At 39.8% G+C, this 18,359-nt stretch carries 18 protein-coding genes; 16 read left to right on the top strand and 2 right to left on the bottom strand.

Annotation, left to right across the window (positions count from 1 at the left end; genetic code table 11):
- Positions 1-42 precede the first annotated feature (42 nt).
- The 16 genes from ACSHZO_RS03770 (at position 43) to tsaB (ending at position 15,333) form a co-directional block, all read left to right on the top strand.
- Positions 43-2,163: a gliding motility protein RemB gene (locus tag ACSHZO_RS03770; protein ID WP_298246149.1), complete on the top strand. Its 2,121-nt coding sequence runs from the start codon at positions 43-45 to the stop codon at positions 2,161-2,163.
- Between the two features lie 88 nt (positions 2,164-2,251).
- Positions 2,252-3,154, top strand: a complete 903-nt coding sequence (gene cyoE / locus ACSHZO_RS03765; RefSeq protein WP_141878756.1) for a heme o synthase — start codon at positions 2,252-2,254, stop codon at positions 3,152-3,154.
- Positions 3,145-3,726: a cytochrome c oxidase subunit 3 gene (locus ACSHZO_RS03760; protein ID WP_298246150.1), complete on the top strand. Its 582-nt coding sequence runs from the start codon at positions 3,145-3,147 to the stop codon at positions 3,724-3,726. The genes cyoE and ACSHZO_RS03760 overlap by 10 nt, the downstream gene beginning before the upstream one ends.
- Before the next feature lie 45 nt (positions 3,727-3,771).
- Positions 3,772-4,752: a cytochrome c oxidase subunit 3 gene (locus tag ACSHZO_RS03755; RefSeq protein WP_298246151.1), complete on the top strand. Its 981-nt coding sequence runs from the start codon at positions 3,772-3,774 to the stop codon at positions 4,750-4,752.
- A 17-nt stretch (positions 4,753-4,769) separates the two neighbouring features.
- Entirely contained in the window at positions 4,770-5,129 is a 360-nt protein-coding gene (locus ACSHZO_RS03750) for a cytochrome C oxidase subunit IV family protein (protein WP_141878753.1), read from the top strand.
- 82 nt (positions 5,130-5,211) lie between these two features.
- Positions 5,212-5,856 carry a hypothetical protein gene (locus ACSHZO_RS03745; RefSeq protein ID WP_298246152.1) on the top strand — a complete coding sequence of 215 codons (645 nt, stop codon included), beginning with the start codon at positions 5,212-5,214 and terminating at the stop codon, positions 5,854-5,856.
- Positions 5,856-6,590 (top strand): SCO family protein, encoded by a 735-nt coding sequence (locus ACSHZO_RS03740; RefSeq protein WP_298246153.1) that lies wholly within the window; start codon positions 5,856-5,858, stop codon positions 6,588-6,590. Before ACSHZO_RS03745 ends, ACSHZO_RS03740 begins: the two co-directional genes overlap by 1 nt.
- Positions 6,587-7,126, top strand: a complete 540-nt coding sequence (locus ACSHZO_RS03735; RefSeq protein WP_295180736.1) for a DUF420 domain-containing protein — start codon at positions 6,587-6,589, stop codon at positions 7,124-7,126. Before ACSHZO_RS03740 ends, ACSHZO_RS03735 begins: the two co-directional genes overlap by 4 nt.
- A 44-nt stretch (positions 7,127-7,170) precedes the next feature.
- Positions 7,171-7,407: a hypothetical protein gene (locus tag ACSHZO_RS03730; protein ID WP_298246154.1), complete on the top strand. Its 237-nt coding sequence runs from the start codon at positions 7,171-7,173 to the stop codon at positions 7,405-7,407.
- 123 nt (positions 7,408-7,530) lie between these two features.
- Positions 7,531-8,232: an ABC transporter ATP-binding protein gene (locus ACSHZO_RS03725; RefSeq protein WP_295180738.1), complete on the top strand. Its 702-nt coding sequence runs from the start codon at positions 7,531-7,533 to the stop codon at positions 8,230-8,232.
- A complete protein-coding gene (locus tag ACSHZO_RS03720; protein WP_298246155.1) occupies positions 8,225-9,469 on the top strand; it encodes an ABC transporter permease in 1,245 nt (414 codons plus the stop codon). Before ACSHZO_RS03725 ends, ACSHZO_RS03720 begins: the two co-directional genes overlap by 8 nt.
- Position 9,470: 1 nt before the next feature.
- Positions 9,471-10,733 (top strand): ABC transporter permease, encoded by a 1,263-nt coding sequence (locus ACSHZO_RS03715; RefSeq protein WP_298246156.1) that lies wholly within the window; start codon positions 9,471-9,473, stop codon positions 10,731-10,733.
- Between the two features lie 26 nt (positions 10,734-10,759).
- Positions 10,760-11,878, top strand: coding sequence for an efflux RND transporter periplasmic adaptor subunit (locus tag ACSHZO_RS03710; RefSeq protein WP_298246157.1), 1,119 nt, complete (start codon positions 10,760-10,762; stop codon positions 11,876-11,878).
- Positions 11,879-11,939: 61 nt separating this feature from the next.
- Positions 11,940-13,376, top strand: coding sequence for a TolC family protein (locus tag ACSHZO_RS03705; RefSeq protein ID WP_298246158.1), 1,437 nt, complete (start codon positions 11,940-11,942; stop codon positions 13,374-13,376).
- Between the two features lie 3 nt (positions 13,377-13,379).
- Complete coding sequence (locus ACSHZO_RS03700; protein ID WP_298246159.1) at positions 13,380-14,663, top strand: efflux RND transporter periplasmic adaptor subunit; 1,284 nt, start codon at positions 13,380-13,382, stop codon at positions 14,661-14,663.
- A 10-nt stretch (positions 14,664-14,673) separates the two neighbouring features.
- Complete coding sequence (tsaB, locus tag ACSHZO_RS03695; RefSeq protein WP_298246160.1) at positions 14,674-15,333, top strand: tRNA (adenosine(37)-N6)-threonylcarbamoyltransferase complex dimerization subunit type 1 TsaB; 660 nt, start codon at positions 14,674-14,676, stop codon at positions 15,331-15,333.
- Between the two features lie 3 nt (positions 15,334-15,336).
- Here the strand turns inward: tsaB and ACSHZO_RS03690 are convergent, their stop codons facing one another.
- Together ACSHZO_RS03690 and ACSHZO_RS03685 are read right to left on the bottom strand one after the other, a co-directional pair.
- On the bottom strand, positions 15,337-16,203 hold the full coding sequence (locus ACSHZO_RS03690) for a mechanosensitive ion channel family protein (RefSeq protein WP_295177897.1): 867 nt from the start codon (positions 16,201-16,203) through the stop codon (positions 15,337-15,339).
- Between the two features lie 76 nt (positions 16,204-16,279).
- The gene (locus tag ACSHZO_RS03685; RefSeq protein WP_298246161.1) at positions 16,280-18,316 is read right to left on the bottom strand and encodes a thioredoxin domain-containing protein; all 2,037 of its coding nucleotides are present in this window, start codon (positions 18,314-18,316) and stop codon (positions 16,280-16,282) included.
- Positions 18,317-18,359: the final 43 nt, after the last annotated feature.

Here is an 18,359-nt window from a genome sequence, read left to right as displayed (position 1 = left end):
GTTTTATGTATATTACAGCACCAATTAACCTGCTACTTACCTATGAAGTACTGCCTGCTTCTTGTTTTTACATTTTTATGTCTAAGTGTTCCAGCTCAGGATTCGAGTACAGTTTCTGAAATCTATCCCGAATTTGAAGAATGCTCCAATGTTACTTACGCAAATCAGGAAAGCTGTTTTAAGAATACCTTCCTTACAAGGTTCAAAGATAATTTCAAGCTGCCGGAATCTCTAATGCAGGAAAACTATACTGGTAAGATCACTATAGTTTTTGAAGTTGATGAAGATGGTCTGTTTCAGGTGATCTATCTGGATGCTGCCTACGAAGAACTAAAAACAGAAGTGAGAAGAGTATTTGCAAGTCTGCCGCAGTTAAAACCTGCTACCTACAACGGCAGAGCGATTCATATGCAGTTTAAGATGCCATTGCAATTACCGCTCGGCTCCAATTCAAACTTGTATCCGGTCGAAGATATTTCCGAAGAAAAGAACAGCCAGGTAGTGGCCCAGGAGAAAGAGTCCCAGGAAACCAATATTCTTGAAGAATATGAGAGAATAAAGTCTGATGATTTTACTCAGCCACGATATAGCAGTCAGATCAATATCCCGCTTTCCCATGAATATTATAGTTGGTTTGATGCTGAGATCAACCAGATAGGTCTCAATTCTCATTCGGCTTCAAAACCACTAATGTTTACAGAGGTCAACAAATACTATGATTTTGAAGCTGAAAGACAGGAAATGTTGCAGAATCGAAGTACGTATGCAGGTCGAAAACTTTGGAATGAACACCTGGTTAGGTTTCAGACAGATGATTACTGGTTTACGATAGATCCTGGATTTGACTTGCAGATAGGAAAGGATTTTGATCAGACAGAACATGAATTTACGTATAACAATACCCGGGAATTTATTATCCAGGGAGGTTTGGGTAAAAAGTTCAATTTTTATTCAGTCATCTACGAAAGCCAGGGAAGATTTGCCCAGTATTATAATGATTTTGCTGAATTTATTCGTCCTGCCGGAGGTGACCCTGCGATCGTACCAGGTAGAGGAATAGCTAAAACTTTTATGAATGATGGGTATGACTACCCGGTTGCAGAAGGTTACTTATCATTTACTCCTTCAGAATTTATAAATATCCAGTTTGGCCACGGGAATAATTTTATTGGTGATGGGTATCGCTCCCTTTTACTAAGCGACAATCCATCTCCTTATCCTTATTTGAAGCTGAATACCAAGTTCTGGAAAATAAAATACACAAATACCTGGATGTCTCTAAGGGATGTTCGTCCGGAAGTTACCAATAGTGGTTCTTTCCGAACAAAATATATAGCAAATCATTATTTGAGTTTGAATCTTACCAAACGTCTTAATTTGGGGTTCTTTGAGTCGGTTATGTGGGAGAATGACAACGATCGTGGCTTTGATTTGAATTATTTAAATCCTGTGATCTTTTATCGTGCAATAGAATTCGCTACTGGAGCCGATGGTGGAAATGCCATTATTGGACTCACAGGAAAATATAAGATATCGAACCAGATGTACACGTATGGACAGTGGTTGATTGACGAATTTTCTTCAACAGATGTTTTTGGAGGCGAAGGAAGCTGGAAGAATAAACTAGGTTTTCAAATTGGTTTAAAGTATTTCAATGCTTTTAAAGTAGATGATCTGTACCTGCAGGCTGAATATAACCAGGTGCGCCCATATACTTATTCTCATAATTCCATCACGCTAAACTATGCACATAACAACCAGTCCATGTCTCATTTATGGGGTGCGAATTTTCGAGAGTTTGTGGGGATCGCACGCTATAGAAAGGATCGGTATTATGGTAGCGCGAAACTGATTTTAGGAAAGCGCGGTTTTGATTTTTCTGAAGATGGAGCCTATTATGGTCAGGATCTTTACAGGAGTGAAGAGGCTCGACCATTCGAAACCGGAGTAGAAATAGGGCAGGGAAATACTACGAACTCATTTTATTCTGAATTGGAAGCAGGTTATATCGTGAATCCAACTACGAACTTAAAACTGTTTGCAAGTTTCGTTTACAGGGACTTCAATCCCCAGGTGAATACTCCTTTAAATTCTGAAATTTCCACGACCTGGATCAACTTTGGATTGCGCACAGATATTTTCAACTGGTATTTTGATTACTAGTCTTTTTTGTCCCTGAAAATTAACACATTGCCTGCCTTGCCAAAACCTAATTAAGGAGTATCTTTGCACAAGTTAAAAAAAAGCTTTTTTGAGCAATACTCGCGTACATAATCCCAACGCTTCCATACTCTCAGATTTTAAGGAAATTACTAAGATGAGGCTGGCCATTAGTGTGGTTTTCTCCTCTGTGGCGGGTTATTTTTTAGGTGCCGATTCCATAGATTTTGTGACTGTTACTTTGCTTGCCATTGGTGGTTATCTCATGGTGGGAGCAAGTAATGCTTATAACCAGATCATTGAAAGAAACCTGGACAGCCTTATGGACCGTACGAAAAACCGTCCGCTGCCAGCAGGAAGAATGTCTGTGACCACAGCATTCACGATCGCAAGTATTTTTACTGTTCTGGGATTGATCGTTTTATATGTGATCAATCCAAAGACCGCAATGTTCGGTGCGATAAGCATCTTCATGTATGTGAGTCTTTATACACCATTGAAAACAAAAACGCCTTTGGCGGTATTTGTTGGAGCATTTCCAGGAGCTATCCCGTTTATGTTAGGCTGGGTGGCGGCATCAGGAAGTTTCAGTATAGAGCCAGGTACTTTGTTTATGATACAGTTCTTCTGGCAGTTCCCGCATTTCTGGGCAATTGGTTGGTGGTTGTTCGATGATTATAAGAAAGGTGGATTCTTTATGCTTCCGACTGGAAAACGTGATCGTGGAACAGCAGTTCAGATTATATTATATACCTGCTGGACAATTATGGTTTCATTAATTCCGGTTTTTGGAGTTACCGGTAAGTTATATTTAACACCGGTTTCTGGAGTAATCATCCTACTGCTGGGACTTGGAATGATGTATTATGCGATCAGGCTTTTCAAAGAGAAAACGGCTGAAGCAGCAAAAAAATTAATGTTTGCAAGTGTGTCTTATATCACCTTACTGCAAATTGTATATGTACTCGATAAATTTATTAGACAATGGATTTAACACAGGGATCGGACGAAATGAAACAGGCCCGTGCAAAGAAGATGATGCTTTGGTTCGGGATCATAAGTATGGTAATGACCTTTGCAGGTTTGACCAGTGCTTATGTAGTGAGTAAGAACAGACCAGACTGGCTAACCGACTTTGAACTTCCAGTTTCATTCCTCTGGAGCACACTGGTGATCGTAGGAAGTAGTATCACCCTCTGGTTGTCGAAACAAGCGATAAAATCTTGTAATCGTAGGAATGCTTCGGCTTTCTTAATTGGAACGCTTATTCTGGCAATTCTATTCGTGGTTTTCCAGTTCTATAGCTTTTCAGAAATAGTGCAATCCGGTTATTATTTTACCGGTAGTGAGAGTACGATCACAACATCTTTTATCTATGTATTGGTGCTGGCGCATTTAGCCCACCTGGCGATAGGATTGATAGTACTTTTAGTGTTAATTTATAACCATTTTAAACAGCGTTATAATGCAGGTCAAATGCTTGGATTTGAGCTTGGTGCAACTTTCTGGCACTTTGTTGATTTTCTGTGGATTTACCTGATTATCTTTTTATATTTCTTTAAATAATAAAATTGCGTATTTTTGCGCATCCTTTAACATTAAAACACTTCTATGGAGGCTACTGTTGTTAGAACAGGCACTGAAGGAAAAACCTGGGGTGGTGGTAATGATCCACTAAAAGCAAGTTACGGTAAGATGATGATGTGGTTCTTCATCCTATCTGATGCTTTAACATTTTCAGGATTTCTTGCCGCTTATGGTTTTTCACGCTTTAAATTTATTGATTCCTGGCCAATTGCGGATGAGGTTTTCAATCACTTTCCGTTCTTGCATGGAGTAGACGCTCCAATGTATTACGTGGCGTTGATGACGTTCATTTTGATATTTTCTTCGGTAACTATGGTACTTGCCGTAGATGCTGGGCATCATATGAAGAAAGCTAAGGTTACGCTATATATGTTTCTAACCATTATTGGTGGAATTATATTCGTGGGATCTCAAGCCTGGGAGTGGAAGAATTTTATTAGTGGAGAATACGGAGCTGTAACTACCAAAGGAGGTAACATCCTTCAATTCGTAGATGGTGAAGGTCATCGCGTAGCATTATCTGAGATCGCAGTTCCAATTGAAGGCGATAGAGTAGAGCATGAAGCGAACAACGGGATCTGGTTTGATTCTGGAGCTGAGCTACCAACCTACTCACTTGATGAGATCAAAGCTGGTTTTGCAGCGAATGAAGATCTTCTAATTAGAACACAAACATTTACCGAAGATAACGAGAAAACCATCTTAAGCAGAGATGAGTCTCTGGCTAAGCTGGATGCTGAAGCTGTTGGGACTGTAGAAGGTGCTAACCTTACTCAAAATGAGTATGGACCACCATTATTTGCAGACTTTTTCTTCTTCATTACTGGTTTTCACGGTTTTCACGTACTTTCCGGGATCATTATCAACATTATCATCTTCTTTAATGTGGTTATTGGAACTTACGAGCGAAGAGGAAGTTACGAGATGGTTGAAAAAGTTGGTCTTTACTGGCACTTTGTAGACTTAGTTTGGGTATTTGTATTTACATTCTTTTACCTGGTTTAATTCTGAAATAAATTATTATGGCTCACGATACAACACATGAGGGATCTGCAACTAAAAGGATCTGGTTTGTTTTCGCAATACTTTCAGTAGTAACAATCGCAGAAGTAATTCTTGGAATTATTAAGCCTGCTTTTCTAACAGACACTATGTTTTTAGGAATGAGGTTACTTAACTGGATTTTTATCATTCTTACGATCTATAAAGCGTATTATATCGCATGGTCTTTTATGCACCTCGAACATGAAACTAAAGGGCTGAGAAGAGCGATCGTATGGACGTCTATTTTCCTTATATCTTACCTTATTTTTATCCTTCTTACTGAAGGTGGATATATCTACGAAGTATATAAGAGCGGGCATGTAGCCTGGGACTTCTAACAAAAGTTAAAAGCATTGGAAAAGGCGGTTTTATAAAACCGTCTTTTTATTTTTGTACCCGTCTGTAAAGCATCTCATTGCTATGAAGAAGTTTCTAGTTCTCGGTATCTTATTCGCCCTTCCAATTACCGCATATTTGTTCTTTGCTTCTGGCAAGAACAACTTCGCCAGGTTACCTGTTCTTACAGAAAATGTAACAGATATCTCTGGAATGGAAACCAATACCGATAGTGTGCTCAGTTTCGATGAGCATATCACAGTGGTCGCCTTCTTTGGATCAGATCTCGAAAAGATCAAAGGCAATACCTTCAATCTCGATAAAAAGATTCTTGAAAAATATTACGACTTCGACGATTTTCAATTCGTATTAATCCTTCCTTCGGAAACTAAAGAAGATACTGGCAACTTCATCGAAGAATTTAAAAAGATCAGCGAATCTTCAAAATGGAAAATAGCTTATGCAACTTCCGAAGAGATAGAAACAGTCTTTGAAAGTTTTGCCAGTCCGCATAAACTCGATCAGGATCAATACACGCCTTACGTTTATATTGTAGATAAAGATCGTAATCTTCGTGGCCGTGATGACGATGAAGAGCACGGTGAACTTTATGGGTATGATTCGCGGGATGTAGCAGAGCTCAATAACAAGATGAATGATGATGTAAAGGTTATTCTTGCTGAATATCGTCTAGCTTTAAAGCGTAACAATCGAAACGATAAGATCTAATGAAGAATTACTCATATATAGGAATTTCACTGATCATCCTGGTTTTCGGGATTATTTTTATTCCGAAGATCATAGATAGAATTAGTGATAATGAGATCGTTAAAGCAGATCGCCTGAATAAAACAACTGATAAAAAACGTACTAAGACCGATGTCCCATTGGTATACCTTGAAATTGACGGAGAGCGAAAAAAGGCACCTCAATTTAGTTTTGTGAATCAGGATGGCGATACGATCACCAATAAAGATTACGCTGGTAAAGTATATGTGGCAGAATTCTTTTTTACAACCTGTCCTACCATTTGCCCGATCATGAATAAGAATCTGGTCGAGATTCAGAATGAGTTTGAAGATGCTTCCAATTTTGGGATCGCTTCATTTTCCATAGATCCCGAGCATGATACACCAGAGGTGCTCACAGAGTATGCCGATAAGTATGGGATCACAGATCCAGACTGGAATTTGCTTACAGGTGACCGTGAAAAGATCTACCAGGTAGCTAATAAGGGTTTTGGTATTTATGCGGGCGAAGATGCATCTGTGGCTGGAGGATTTGCTCATCAGGGCTGGTTCGCCCTAGTAGATCAGGAAGGTTATATCAGATCAAGAACCGATGATTTTGGCAATCCAATCATCTATTATCGTGGTTCTGTAGAACGAAATAAATCGGTTACTGGTGATCAGGAAGAACCGCAGATCGAAATATTAATTGAAGATATAAATAACTTACTTTGAAAACTTCCCTGAACACTTCAGATAAGATCGCCGTTCCTGTTATTATAGGACTATCTATCGCCGTTCCTGCCATTGTTGTAGTTCTTATGTTATTACCAGAGCGTTACAACATCTTTGGAGCCGATTCGATGACATTCCCGCTCTTTCATGGCGTGCTGAACTTCCTAACCGCAATTTTACTGGTAGTTGGATATTTCTTTATGAAGGCAGATAAGTTTTTAGCACACAGAAATACTATGATCGCTGCATTTGGTCTTTCTGTAGTTTTCCTGGTGAGCTATGTTCTTTCAAAGATCAGTAATGAACCGGTGCCTTACGGAGGAGAAGGAGTTTTGCGGTATGTTTATTTCTTTATTCTTGTTTCCCATATCATACTATCGGGAATCATTGTACCACTGGTTTTATTCACTATGTATAGAGGCTTGAGTGGAGAATATGACAAGCACTCGAAGATAGCAAGATGGACATTCCCAATCTGGTTATACGTAGCCGTTACGGGTGTACTGGTATTTTTATTTATGATGCCGTATTATTAATTCTCTTCGGAAATTTATAATTTGGTGAAATCAAGAGACTGAAGATGAAGAAACTACTTATTATAAGCATTCTATTTGCAGCATTTCTTTTAATTCCTGAAACTGCTGAAGCTCAATGCTCCATGTGTAGAGCAGTGCTTGAAAGTGAAGGTGATCAAAGTACCGCAAAGGGTATTAATGATGGTATTCTCTATCTTATGATATTTCCATATTTACTAATTGGTGGGATTGGTTACTTCATTTATCGCACCTGGAAGAGAAGAGAAAAAGAAGAAGTTTAGATTCTCACTAAATGTAAACTCAAGTTTAAGAATTACACTTTCCCTAACATTATTGTAACATTTCATTTTTTTGATAGTCTTATTAAGTAGAAGACAGGTTCTTCTGTTTAATAACCATCAATCATGATCAATATTACCAATCTTCACAAATCCTATAAAATGGGTGCGAATTCATTGCACGTGCTCAAAGGGATTAATTTCGAGGTTGCTGAAGGCGAACTCGTTTCCATTATGGGCTCTTCAGGTTCCGGAAAATCCACACTACTTAATATTCTGGGAATGCTGGATGAAGCCGATGAAGGTTCCTACATTCTCGATGGAGTGCCTATAAAGGGACTTAGCGAGAAACAAGCAGCTAAGTATCGGAATAAATTTCTGGGTTTCATCTTCCAGTCTTTCAATTTAATAAGCTATAAATCTGCATTGGATAACGTAGCACTTCCGCTTTATTACCAGGGTTTGCCTCGCGGTGAACGTATGGACAAAGCGATGAGTTACCTGGAGAAGGTAGGCCTGGCTAAATGGGCTGGCCATTTACCTAATGAACTTTCAGGAGGGCAGAAGCAACGTGTGGCCATAGCGAGAGCCCTGGCGAGTGATCCAAAAGTCTTGCTGGCAGATGAGCCAACAGGTGCACTTGATACGAAAACTTCTTATGAAGTGATGGATCTCATTCAGCAGATCAATGATGAAGGAAGAACCATACTGGTGGTAACTCATGAAAATGATATCGCCCAGATGACAAAAAGGATCGTCAATCTAAGAGACGGTTTGATCATTGAAGATACCCTGGTTTCACAAATAAGAGCTTCAGAAAATGTTTGATCTGGATCGTTGGGATGAGATCTTCGAAACCATCCGAAAAAATAAATTACGCACATTCTTAACCGGACTTTCAGTAGCATCAGGAATATTTATCCTGGTGATCCTGCTTGGAATTGGTGAAGGAATGAGAAATGGGATTGCCCGGGAATTTGAGCAGGATGCAGCAAATTTGATGTTGGTATATCCAGGGATGACCTCTAAAGAATATAAAGGATTAAACCCGGGAAGGCGCATTCAGTTCAAAAATGAAGACTACGACCAGATCCTAAGACTTTACGGCGATAAACTTGATAAAAGCGCCTCGTTATATCAGCAATGGGGACAGGTGCTCACCTACGGGAAAGAATCTGGTTCCTACCAGGTCTACGGAAGTTTTCCCAGTTACCAGGTTCTGGAAAATAACACTCTAACTACAGGTCGATTTATCAATATACCAGACCTTGATAATTCAGAAAAGAATATGGTCATAGGTCAGCGAATCAAGCTAGACCTTTTTAAGGATGAAGATCCTATTGGTAAATACGTGCAGGTTTCTGGAGTGAACTTTAAAATTGTTGGAGTTTATACCGATCCCGGGGGAGAACGTGAAGAATCCCGCGCTATAATTCCTATTACTACTGCTCAGAAAGCTTTTGGTGGTGGAAACGATATAGCCAGAATGTATCTTACGCTCAAACCTGAAGATGATTTTGACAAGTCGGTAGCTGCCTCTACACAATTTACTGCAGAACTGGACCAGTTCTTAAAGGAGCGTCATACTGTTGCACCAGATGATAATAGTGCCATCTACGTAAATAACTCACTGGAAAATGCGAAACGCTTTTTCACCTTAATGGATATGATAAAATTATTCTTCTGGGGTGTTGGTGTTTGTACCATTATCGCGGGAGTTGTTGGGGTGAGTAATATCATGCTTATTATCGTGAAAGAACGAACCCGTGAAATCGGTGTTAGGAAAGCATTAGGAGCTCAGCCACTTTCAATTATTGGAATGGTGCTTCATGAATCGATTTTTGTAACCGCCATTGCCGGTTTCCTCGGACTCATATTTAGTCTCGCACTACTGGAGTTTGTGGGACCAATGATCGAAACCCAGTATATTTATAACCCAACCGTGAATTTTACGGTAGCGATAAATACGGTGTTTATTCTGGTAATAGCAGGAGCACTGGCGGGATTCTTCCCGGCCTGGAGAGCAGCCAGGATCAAACCAATTGTAGCACTAAGAGACGAATAGTATGTTTAGTAGAGATCGTTGGAATGAAATTATAGAAGCGCTAACCTCGAATTGGTTTAGAACCCTGATGACTGCTTTTGGAGTTTTATGGGGAATATTTATACTTGTCATCCTGCTAGCTGCGGGAAAAGGATTGGAAAATGGAGTAAAACAGGGTTTTGGTGGTATAGCAACCAACACCATGTTTATGTGGACACAAGTAGCTTCAAGACCTTATAAAGGAATGCCGAAGGGAAGGTTCTACAGTTTTGAAGTAGAAGACGTTGCGGCTATCGAGCGGGAAGTGCCAGACCTAAGGTTTGTTTCACCTAGAAATCAGCTTGGTGGTTTTGGTGGTGATAATAACGTGGTACGTGGCTTAAATACCGGTGCATTCAATGTGTACGGAGATTATCCAGAAATTATTCAGCAGGAACCCATGGATATTATCTCCGGAAGGTTCGTGAATCATTCAGATATTGATCAGAAAAGGAAGGTTGCTGTTATAGGAACCGGTGTGCAGGCTGCTCTTTATGATAAGGGAGAAGATCCGCTAGGAACTTATATCAAGATTAGCGGAGTGAACTTCATGGTGATTGGAACTTACAAAAAGAAAAGTCGGGGTGGTGATGCCGAGGAAGGTCAGAAGGAGATATTTGTTCCATTCACAGCTTTTTCCCAGGCTTTTAATCGTGGGAACAAAGTAGGCTGGATGGCCATCACCGCGAAGGATAATAATAGTATTACTGCGCTTAAGGGAGATATTATCGACCTGGTCAAGGAACGCCATAAAATACATCCGGAAGATGATCGTGCGGTAGGTAATTTTGACCTTTATGAGGAATTTTCTAAAGTAAACGGACTTTTTGTAGCTCTTAAAGCAGTGGCCTATTTCGTAGGAGTACTTGTCTTACTTTCGGGAATTATCGGGATTAGCAATATTATGCTCATTGTAGTTAAAGAGCGTACCAATGAAATTGGAGTAAGACGTGCTCTGGGAGCAACGCCTTGGTCTATTAGAGGGCAGATCCTGATGGAGTCCATCTTTCTTACCATCATTTCAGGAATGAGTGGGATTATTCTCGCTACAGGGGTGATCTGGCTGGTCAATTTTCAACTGGACCAGATGGATACTTCAGAAATGATGTTCTTAAACCCTTCCGTAGATCTGGGAGTGGTAATCGTGGCCCTTAGTATTTTAATAATCTCCGGTCTTCTGGCCGGCCTTATACCTGCACAGCACGCCATTAAAGTAAAACCTGTGGATGCTCTGCGTACTGAATAGTTAGTAAATAGAAACACAATCAAGAAATGAAAAAATTTGTAACCATCGGAATTTTAGTTTTAATAGCAGTGACCTTCGTTGGGGCACTTTATTATCTCTATCAAAAAAGTGAAGAAGATCCAGTTGTCTATCAAACCGAGGAACCTTCAGAACAAACGATTATCAAGAAAACTGTAGCGACCGGAAAAATTGTTCCGAAGGAGGAAGTGCTTATCAAGCCAAATATTTCAGGAATCATCGATGAAATATATATCGAGGCTGGTGATAAGATTAAACAAGGCGATCTAATTGCTAAAATTCGCGTTATACCGAATGTATCATCACTGCAAAGCGCGAAAGATAATGTGGCAACTGCCCGTATCAACCTTGATAATGAAAAGAAAGTTTATCAAAGACAGAAAGAGCTTTATGATAAAGGCGTGATCTCTGCCAATGATTATGATGCTGCGGAAGTTTCTTACCAGAGAAGTGAGCAAAACTATCGTTCAGCACAACAGAATTACGAGATCGTAAGAACCGGGACTACCAGCGGAATTGGAAGTGCTGCAAATACACTAATTCGTTCTACGGTAGAGGGAATGGTGCTGGATGTTCCTGTGAAGACTGGAAACCAGGTGATTGAAAGTAACAATTTTAACGATGGGACTACGATCGCAACGCTTGCCGATGTGAACGAAATGATCTTTGAAGGGAAAGTTGATGAGAGTGAAGTTGGAAAGATCAAGGAAGATCTTCCGCTTGAAGTAACCGTTGGTGCAATTGAAAATAAATCATTCGATGCTGTGCTTGATTATATTGCTCCAAAAGGAGTAGAGGAGAATGGTGCGATACAGTTTGAGATTAAAGGGACTCTGAACAAAGCAGATACCACATTTATTAGAGCGGGGCTTAGTGCGAATGCATCCATTATTCTTGCCAAAGCCAGAAACGTACTTGCGATCAAGGAAGCGCTTGTGCAATTTGATGATGAGACCAAGAAGCCATATGTGGAGATCATGACCGGTGACCAGGAATTTGAACGGAGGGAAATTGAACTTGGAGTAAGCGACGGAATTAATGTAGAGGTGACTGAAGGTCTTAAAATGGGCGATAAGATCAAGGTTTGGAATCAGCTTAAAGCTCCTGCAAATATTGCTCAAAACTAGAATTTAATTTTTAGGTGTAACAACCTGTACCTTTTACAGACATATCATACAGAATTATATTATGAAGAATTATAGTTTACTTGTTACCCTTTTTCTTTTCTGCGGAATGATGAATGCGCAGCAGAAAGAGTGGACACTGGAAGAATGTGTGGAGTACGCATTGCAAAATAATATTCAGGTTAAACAATCTGAACTTGATCTTGAACTTTCCGAAATCGAGAAATTGGATGCACTGGGTAATTTTATTCCAAGTATCAACGGCCAGGCTACCAATGCATGGAATACGGGTCTTACTCAGAATGTTACCACGGGAATCCTTCAGAATCAAACAGTGAGAAACTTCTCTGCTAACTTGACTGCAGGTCTTACAATTTTTGACGGACTTCGAAATTTCAAACAATTACAAAGAGCTAAGATCTCGAGATTAGCCAGCCAGTATTCGCTGGATAAAATGGAGGATGATATCGCCTTGTTCGTTGCAGATGCCTACTTGCAGGTATTGTTTAGCAAACAAAATCTTGATGTTCTACAGGCTCAGAATGAAGTTACCAAAGAACAATTAACACGAACTCAGGATCTGGTTGAAGCAGGAGTATTGCCTCAGGGTGACCTTCTGGAGATTAAAGCTACCATGGCAGACGAGAAGCAACGAATCATTCTTGCTGAAAACCAAATACAAATATCGCTTATTGGGTTAGCACAAACTTTAGGGATTAGAGACTATCAAAATTTTGATATTGTAGATCGTGATTACGCGGTCTTCGGAAATGAGATTCTTGCGAACTCTGTTTACGATGTGATCGAGAAAGCGAAAGAAGAACGTTCAGAATTAAAAATTGCGGAAGCTAACAGAGATCTTGCAGAGCAGGATGTTGCATTGGCTAAAGGAGCTTACCTGCCAACTTTAGGAGCTTTCTTTAACTATAATACCAGGGAAACCGGACAGGGAAGAATCACTGGAGCAGTGCTGGATCCAACCGAACCTACAAGGCAGATTGGTTTGGTGCAGGATACAGAACAGATTGTGGTTGCTCCTAATACGATACCAACGATAGGAAGTCCGTTGCCATTTTTTGATCAGTTATATAGAAATGATGGGATTAGTTATGGTTTCCAGTTAAGCGTTCCATTCTTAAATGGCTTTGCTACCAGAAATGCCGTAAAAAGAAATCAGATCAATGTGAAAAGAGCTGAATTCCAGTTGGAGCAGGCTGAACTTGATCTGGAAGCGAATGTTTACCAGGCTTATACAGATGCTAAAGGAGCTTTTGAAGCCTATGAAGCTGCTTTGGTAGCTTCCGAAGCACAGGAGAAAGCATTTGAGTATGCTACAGAGCGCTACGATGTTGGTCTTACCAACGCGTTCGATTTTAGCCAGGCGAAGATCCGTTTTGAGAATACACAAAGAGAGGCTCTAAGAGCTAAATACGATTATATTTTTAAATTAAAAGTTGTAGAACTTTATTTTGGAATTCCGGTTAGGGATTTAAAACTGTAAATAATGAATAAGAAGAAGCTTTTCATCATCCTTGGGATCATCATCGTTTTAATCGTTGCACTAGTTATAGGTAAAAAAGCTGGTTGGTTCGGTAGTTCCGTCAACATCAAAGAAGTGGAGATCACTGAAATTGAACCGGTAGATATTATCGAAACCGTATCGGCAACAGGTAAAATTCAGCCGGAGGTTGAGGTGAAACTTTCTTCTGAAGTTTCTGGAGAGATCATTGAATTACCAATAGTTGAAGGTCAATTAGTGGAAAAAGGTGACCTTCTGGTAAAAGTAAATCCTGATATATACCAATCTAGCGTACAGAGAGCCAGAGCAAGTTATTCTAATTCTCAGGCTAATTTTGCACAGACAAAGGCTAGTTTGAAACAAGCTGAAGCAGATTATAACCGTAACAAAACTTTGTTCGATAAAGGCGTGATCTCAAAAGCTGAATGGGACGGGATCGTTTCTAATTATGAGATGGCAGAAGCTAATAAAGAATCTGCTTACTACAGCATGCAAAGTAGCGCAGCTACGGTAACTGAAGCGACCGATAATCTTGGACGTACCAATATTTATGCTCCAATGAGCGGTACGATCTCAAAACTGGATGCTGAGCTTGGAGAAAGAGTTGTTGGTACTCAGCAAATGGCCGGAACCGAAATTCTTCGGGTAGCCAATCTTGACAATATGGAAGTTGAGGTTGATGTGAATGAAAATGATATCGTAAAAGTTGCGGTGGGAGATTCTACGATCGTGGAAGTAGATGCATACTTAGGCAAGGATTTTAAAGGTATCGTTACTGAAATTTCCAATACTGCAGATAATACACTAACCACAGATCAGGTAACTAACTTCAAAGTGAAAGTTCGTATTCTAAAGGAATCTTACATGGATCTAATGGAAGGGAAACCGGAGAGTTACTCTCCATTCAGACCAGGAATGACTGCTACAGTGGATATTATTACGAATAAGAGAATGAAAGTAATTGGAGTTCCAATTAGCTCAATCGTAATTAAATCTGATACTACAGCGACCAAAAAGACATACGGAACCGCTCCTGCTACTGAAGGAACTGAAAAATTTGAATGTGTATTTGTAAAAGACGGACAAAAAGCTAAACTTCGCGTGGTGCAAACCGGAATTCAGGATGATTCTCAGATTGAGATCACAGATGGCCTGAAAGAAGGTGATGTAGTAATCACTGGCCCTTACAACACCGTTACTAAAAGTCTTAATACCGGAGATGATATCGAGGTGAAAAAAGAAAAAACGGAAGAAGAAGAGGCGGAATAAATTCTAAGATTTGGCAACTATATTATGTCTTGAAACTGCAACGACCAACTGCTCAGTTGGTCTTTCTCTTGATGGAAAACTAATCAGTCTTAAAGAAGATAATACCAAAGGTTATTCACATGCTGAAAAGCTACACCTGTTCATTCAGGATGTATTGCAAGATGCAGGGAAGACCCTTCAGGATCTGGACGCAATTGCAATAAGCAAAGGACCAGGTTCTTATACAGGTTTAAGAATTGGAGTTTCTGCTGCCAAGGGATTATGTTTTTCTCTTAATATACCAATGATCTCGGTTCCTACGCTGGATCTGCTCGTGCATCAATTAAAGAATGAAACTGGAATGAAGATCGCTATGCTGGATGCCAGAAGGATGGAAGTCTACGCTGCTGTTTTTTCTGAAGATCTAAACCAGGTTCGTGATACGAATGCTGAAATTTTAGATGAAAGCTCGTTTGCGGAATATCTTAAAAAATCTAAAGTACATTTTATTGGAAATGGAGTGGCAAAATTCAGGGAGATCATCTCTTCTGAAAATGCCGTTTTTCACGAACAAAGATTTCCTTCGGCTTCAGAAATGGCGGAGATCGCTGAGGTAAAGTACAAAATAAGCGACACCGAAGATGTCGCTTATTTTGAGCCCTATTATCTCAAAGACTTTATGATTGGTTAAGAATTATTCTGCCGATCTTTTCTCTCTTTCAGTTCCTCTCATTTTAGTTTGATCATACAGGTAAACATCTCTTTGTGGATAAGGAATGGTCATTCCAGCTTCCTCAAGTCTAATCTTACCTTCCTCGATCATATACCAGTGCAGGTCCCAGAAGTCTGGCAATTCAGCAAAATATCGAACAGAGAAGTTTACCGAACTGTCTCCAAGTTCTGAAACTATGATCTGCGGTGCAGGATCCTTCAGGATTTTCTCCTGTTCCATTACCATATTGGTAAGTACTTCCTTCGCTTTCTTGATATCATCATCATAAGAAATCCCGAAGCTTAGATTCTCCTTACGCGTTTTGTTGAAACTGTAATTTGTTATATTATCATTGCTTAGTTCACCATTAGGAATTACTACTCTCTGGTTTCCGAACGTATCAAGTTTCGTGTAAAATAAAGAAATCTCTACAACACTACCAGAAACTCCCTGAGCCTCGATCCAATCTCCAACCTTGAATGGTTTTAGAACGATTATAAGCACTCCACCGGCAAGATTGGATAGCGATCCCTGCAATGCAAGACCAATAGCAAGACCAGCAGCACCAATTGCCGCTACAAGCGATGCACTCTCCACGCCAAGTTGTGTGATGACAAGTACAAAAAGCATTATCTTAAGACCCCAGCTGGCAGCGTTGACAGTAAACTTTTCCAGTGTTGGATCGTAGTCCTTCTTGTCGAATAGTTTCTTTAAATATTTTACAATGAGTTTTATTACCCAAAGTCCTACAAGCAGCAGCACGATCGCACCGATTAGCGTAGGGAGGTAATCGATAAATTTGTTAGCGTATTCTTTAGCGATTTCGCCGTAGTTGTTCAACTTGTCCATTCCTGTTTATCTAATTTAAGTTCAAGCCCCTATTCTAAAAAAATTGAGACTATATCCTGTTTATTTTATGTTAAAATTAATTCATCTGCACCAATGCCTCACTTAGATTATGCACTGGAAGCTGACAATTTCCATGTTCGCAAATATAGATCAATGAATCGCCAGACTTAAGCCGATCCTTTAAAATTCCGAAATCAGATTCGGTTTTAGAGGCTGCCAATACTTTGTGAGGTAAATACTGTTCCTGGAATCCTTTTGCAAGTTCTACTGAATTGTCTCCGGTGATGGCCACCTCGTAGAAGGGATGTGTGAAATTAAGTAATAAAAGCAACCAGTTCGAGTAGGATTGTGCATAATCGTTAATACCCGGAAGCACTGCCTGCAACATTTTTTCGGACCTGTCAACAAGCTTAGTATTACCTGTGAGTTTACCAAGCTTATAATAATTATGTGCCATTACTGAGTTGGCTGCAGGAATCACATTATCCTGTACATCAATTATTCTATTGATTAACGCCCGGTCCTTGGATGAAGTAAAGTAAAACAGCCCGGTCTTCTCATCCTTAAAATCATGTTCCACAATTTCAAGTAATTCTTGAGCTTTTTTCAGGTAGTATTTTTTGAAACTGCTTTCATACAGATCCAGTAAAGCCTGAATCACAAAAGCATAGTCTTCGAGATAAGCATTGATACTGCCTTTTCCGTTTTTATATGTATGAAAAAGTCTGCCGTCCGGCTGAATTAAATTCTTCAAAATAAAATTGATTGCCGCTTCTGCTTTTACAAGATAATTTTCATTTTGCAGCGCCTGGAAAGCATGGCAATATCCGCTGATCATCATTGCATTCCAGGAAGTGATGGATTTGTCGTCAAGTCCGGGTTTTGCCCGTTTAGATCTTTCAGACCCTAATTTTTCATGAAGTGCTCTCAATTTAGCGCTTAATTCTTCCTTTGATAAATTTAAATTAGCTGAAAGCTGCTCAAGGCTCTGAGTTCGAATGAGCACATAATGATCTTTTTCCCATCTTCCGAAGGCATCAATACAATATACTTTAGAAAACAGTTCGTAATCATCTTCCAGAATTTCCATCAACTCATCCTTTGTCCAGACATAATATGCACCTTCTTCAGAATGTTCCTGACCATTCTTGCTGTCAGCATCGAGTGCCGAGTAAAAAGCTCCTGATTGGTGCTGAAGATCAGTTTCCACGAATTCCAGCGTCTTCTCAACTACATCGGCATACCATTTATTCCTGGTGAGTTTATACAAATTCGCATACGAACTTACTAATTGCGCATTATCATAAAGCATTTTCTCAAAATGCGGGACATGCCATTTTTCATCCACCGAATATCTTGAAAAACCTCCATCGATAGGGTCATAAACTCCTCCCCACGATATTTTATCAAATGTATGTTGTACATAATTTAAAAGTTCTGTGTCTTTTTCCTGGTGGGCGAACCTTAAAAGAAAGTCATAATTGGAGGGCATCATAAACTTCGGACTCCTGTTATACCCGCCATTTTTATGGTCTAAAACAGATTTCCATTTTGAGATGATCCCATCAAATAGAAACTTCTCTAACTTCTTTTTATTTTCCGGAATCTCAATGATCTGCATTTGAGAAAGTCCTTCTTCCAGTTTTTCAGCATATTCCAGGAGTTTTTCTGGTTGATTTTCATATAAATGCGCAATTTGGGTAAGTGCAGATTTCCATTGATCCTTTTGAAAATAGGTGCCTCCCCAAACCGGTCTTCCATCAGGCAAGGCTACGACATTCATTGGCCAGCCTCCCATCCCGGTCATTGCCTGTACCGCATTCATATATACCTGGTCTACATCTGGTCTTTCCTCGCGATCTACCTTTACAGAAATGTAGTTGGTATTCATAATTGCAGCTACTTCAGCATCTTCAAAACTCTCATGCTCCATTACATGGCACCAGTGACAGGCAGAATATCCTACACTAATTAGCAGTAGTTGATTCTTCTCCTTTGCTTCATCCAGGGATTTATCATTCCAGGGACGCCAATCTACCGGATTGTGCGCATGCTGTAGAAGATAAGGACTGCTTTCATTGATAAGCTGGTTGGTATGATCAGGTTTTTTCATAGCTCTAATTTGATGGGTTTGATGTACAGGAAGCTAAAATTAA

Origin of the sequence: Christiangramia sp. 3-2217-3z (genome assembly GCF_051195275.1) — a bacterium.
Taxonomy (GTDB): domain Bacteria; phylum Bacteroidota; class Bacteroidia; order Flavobacteriales; family Flavobacteriaceae; genus Christiangramia; species Christiangramia marina.
This window is presented reverse-complemented; position numbering and strand designations above follow the sequence as displayed.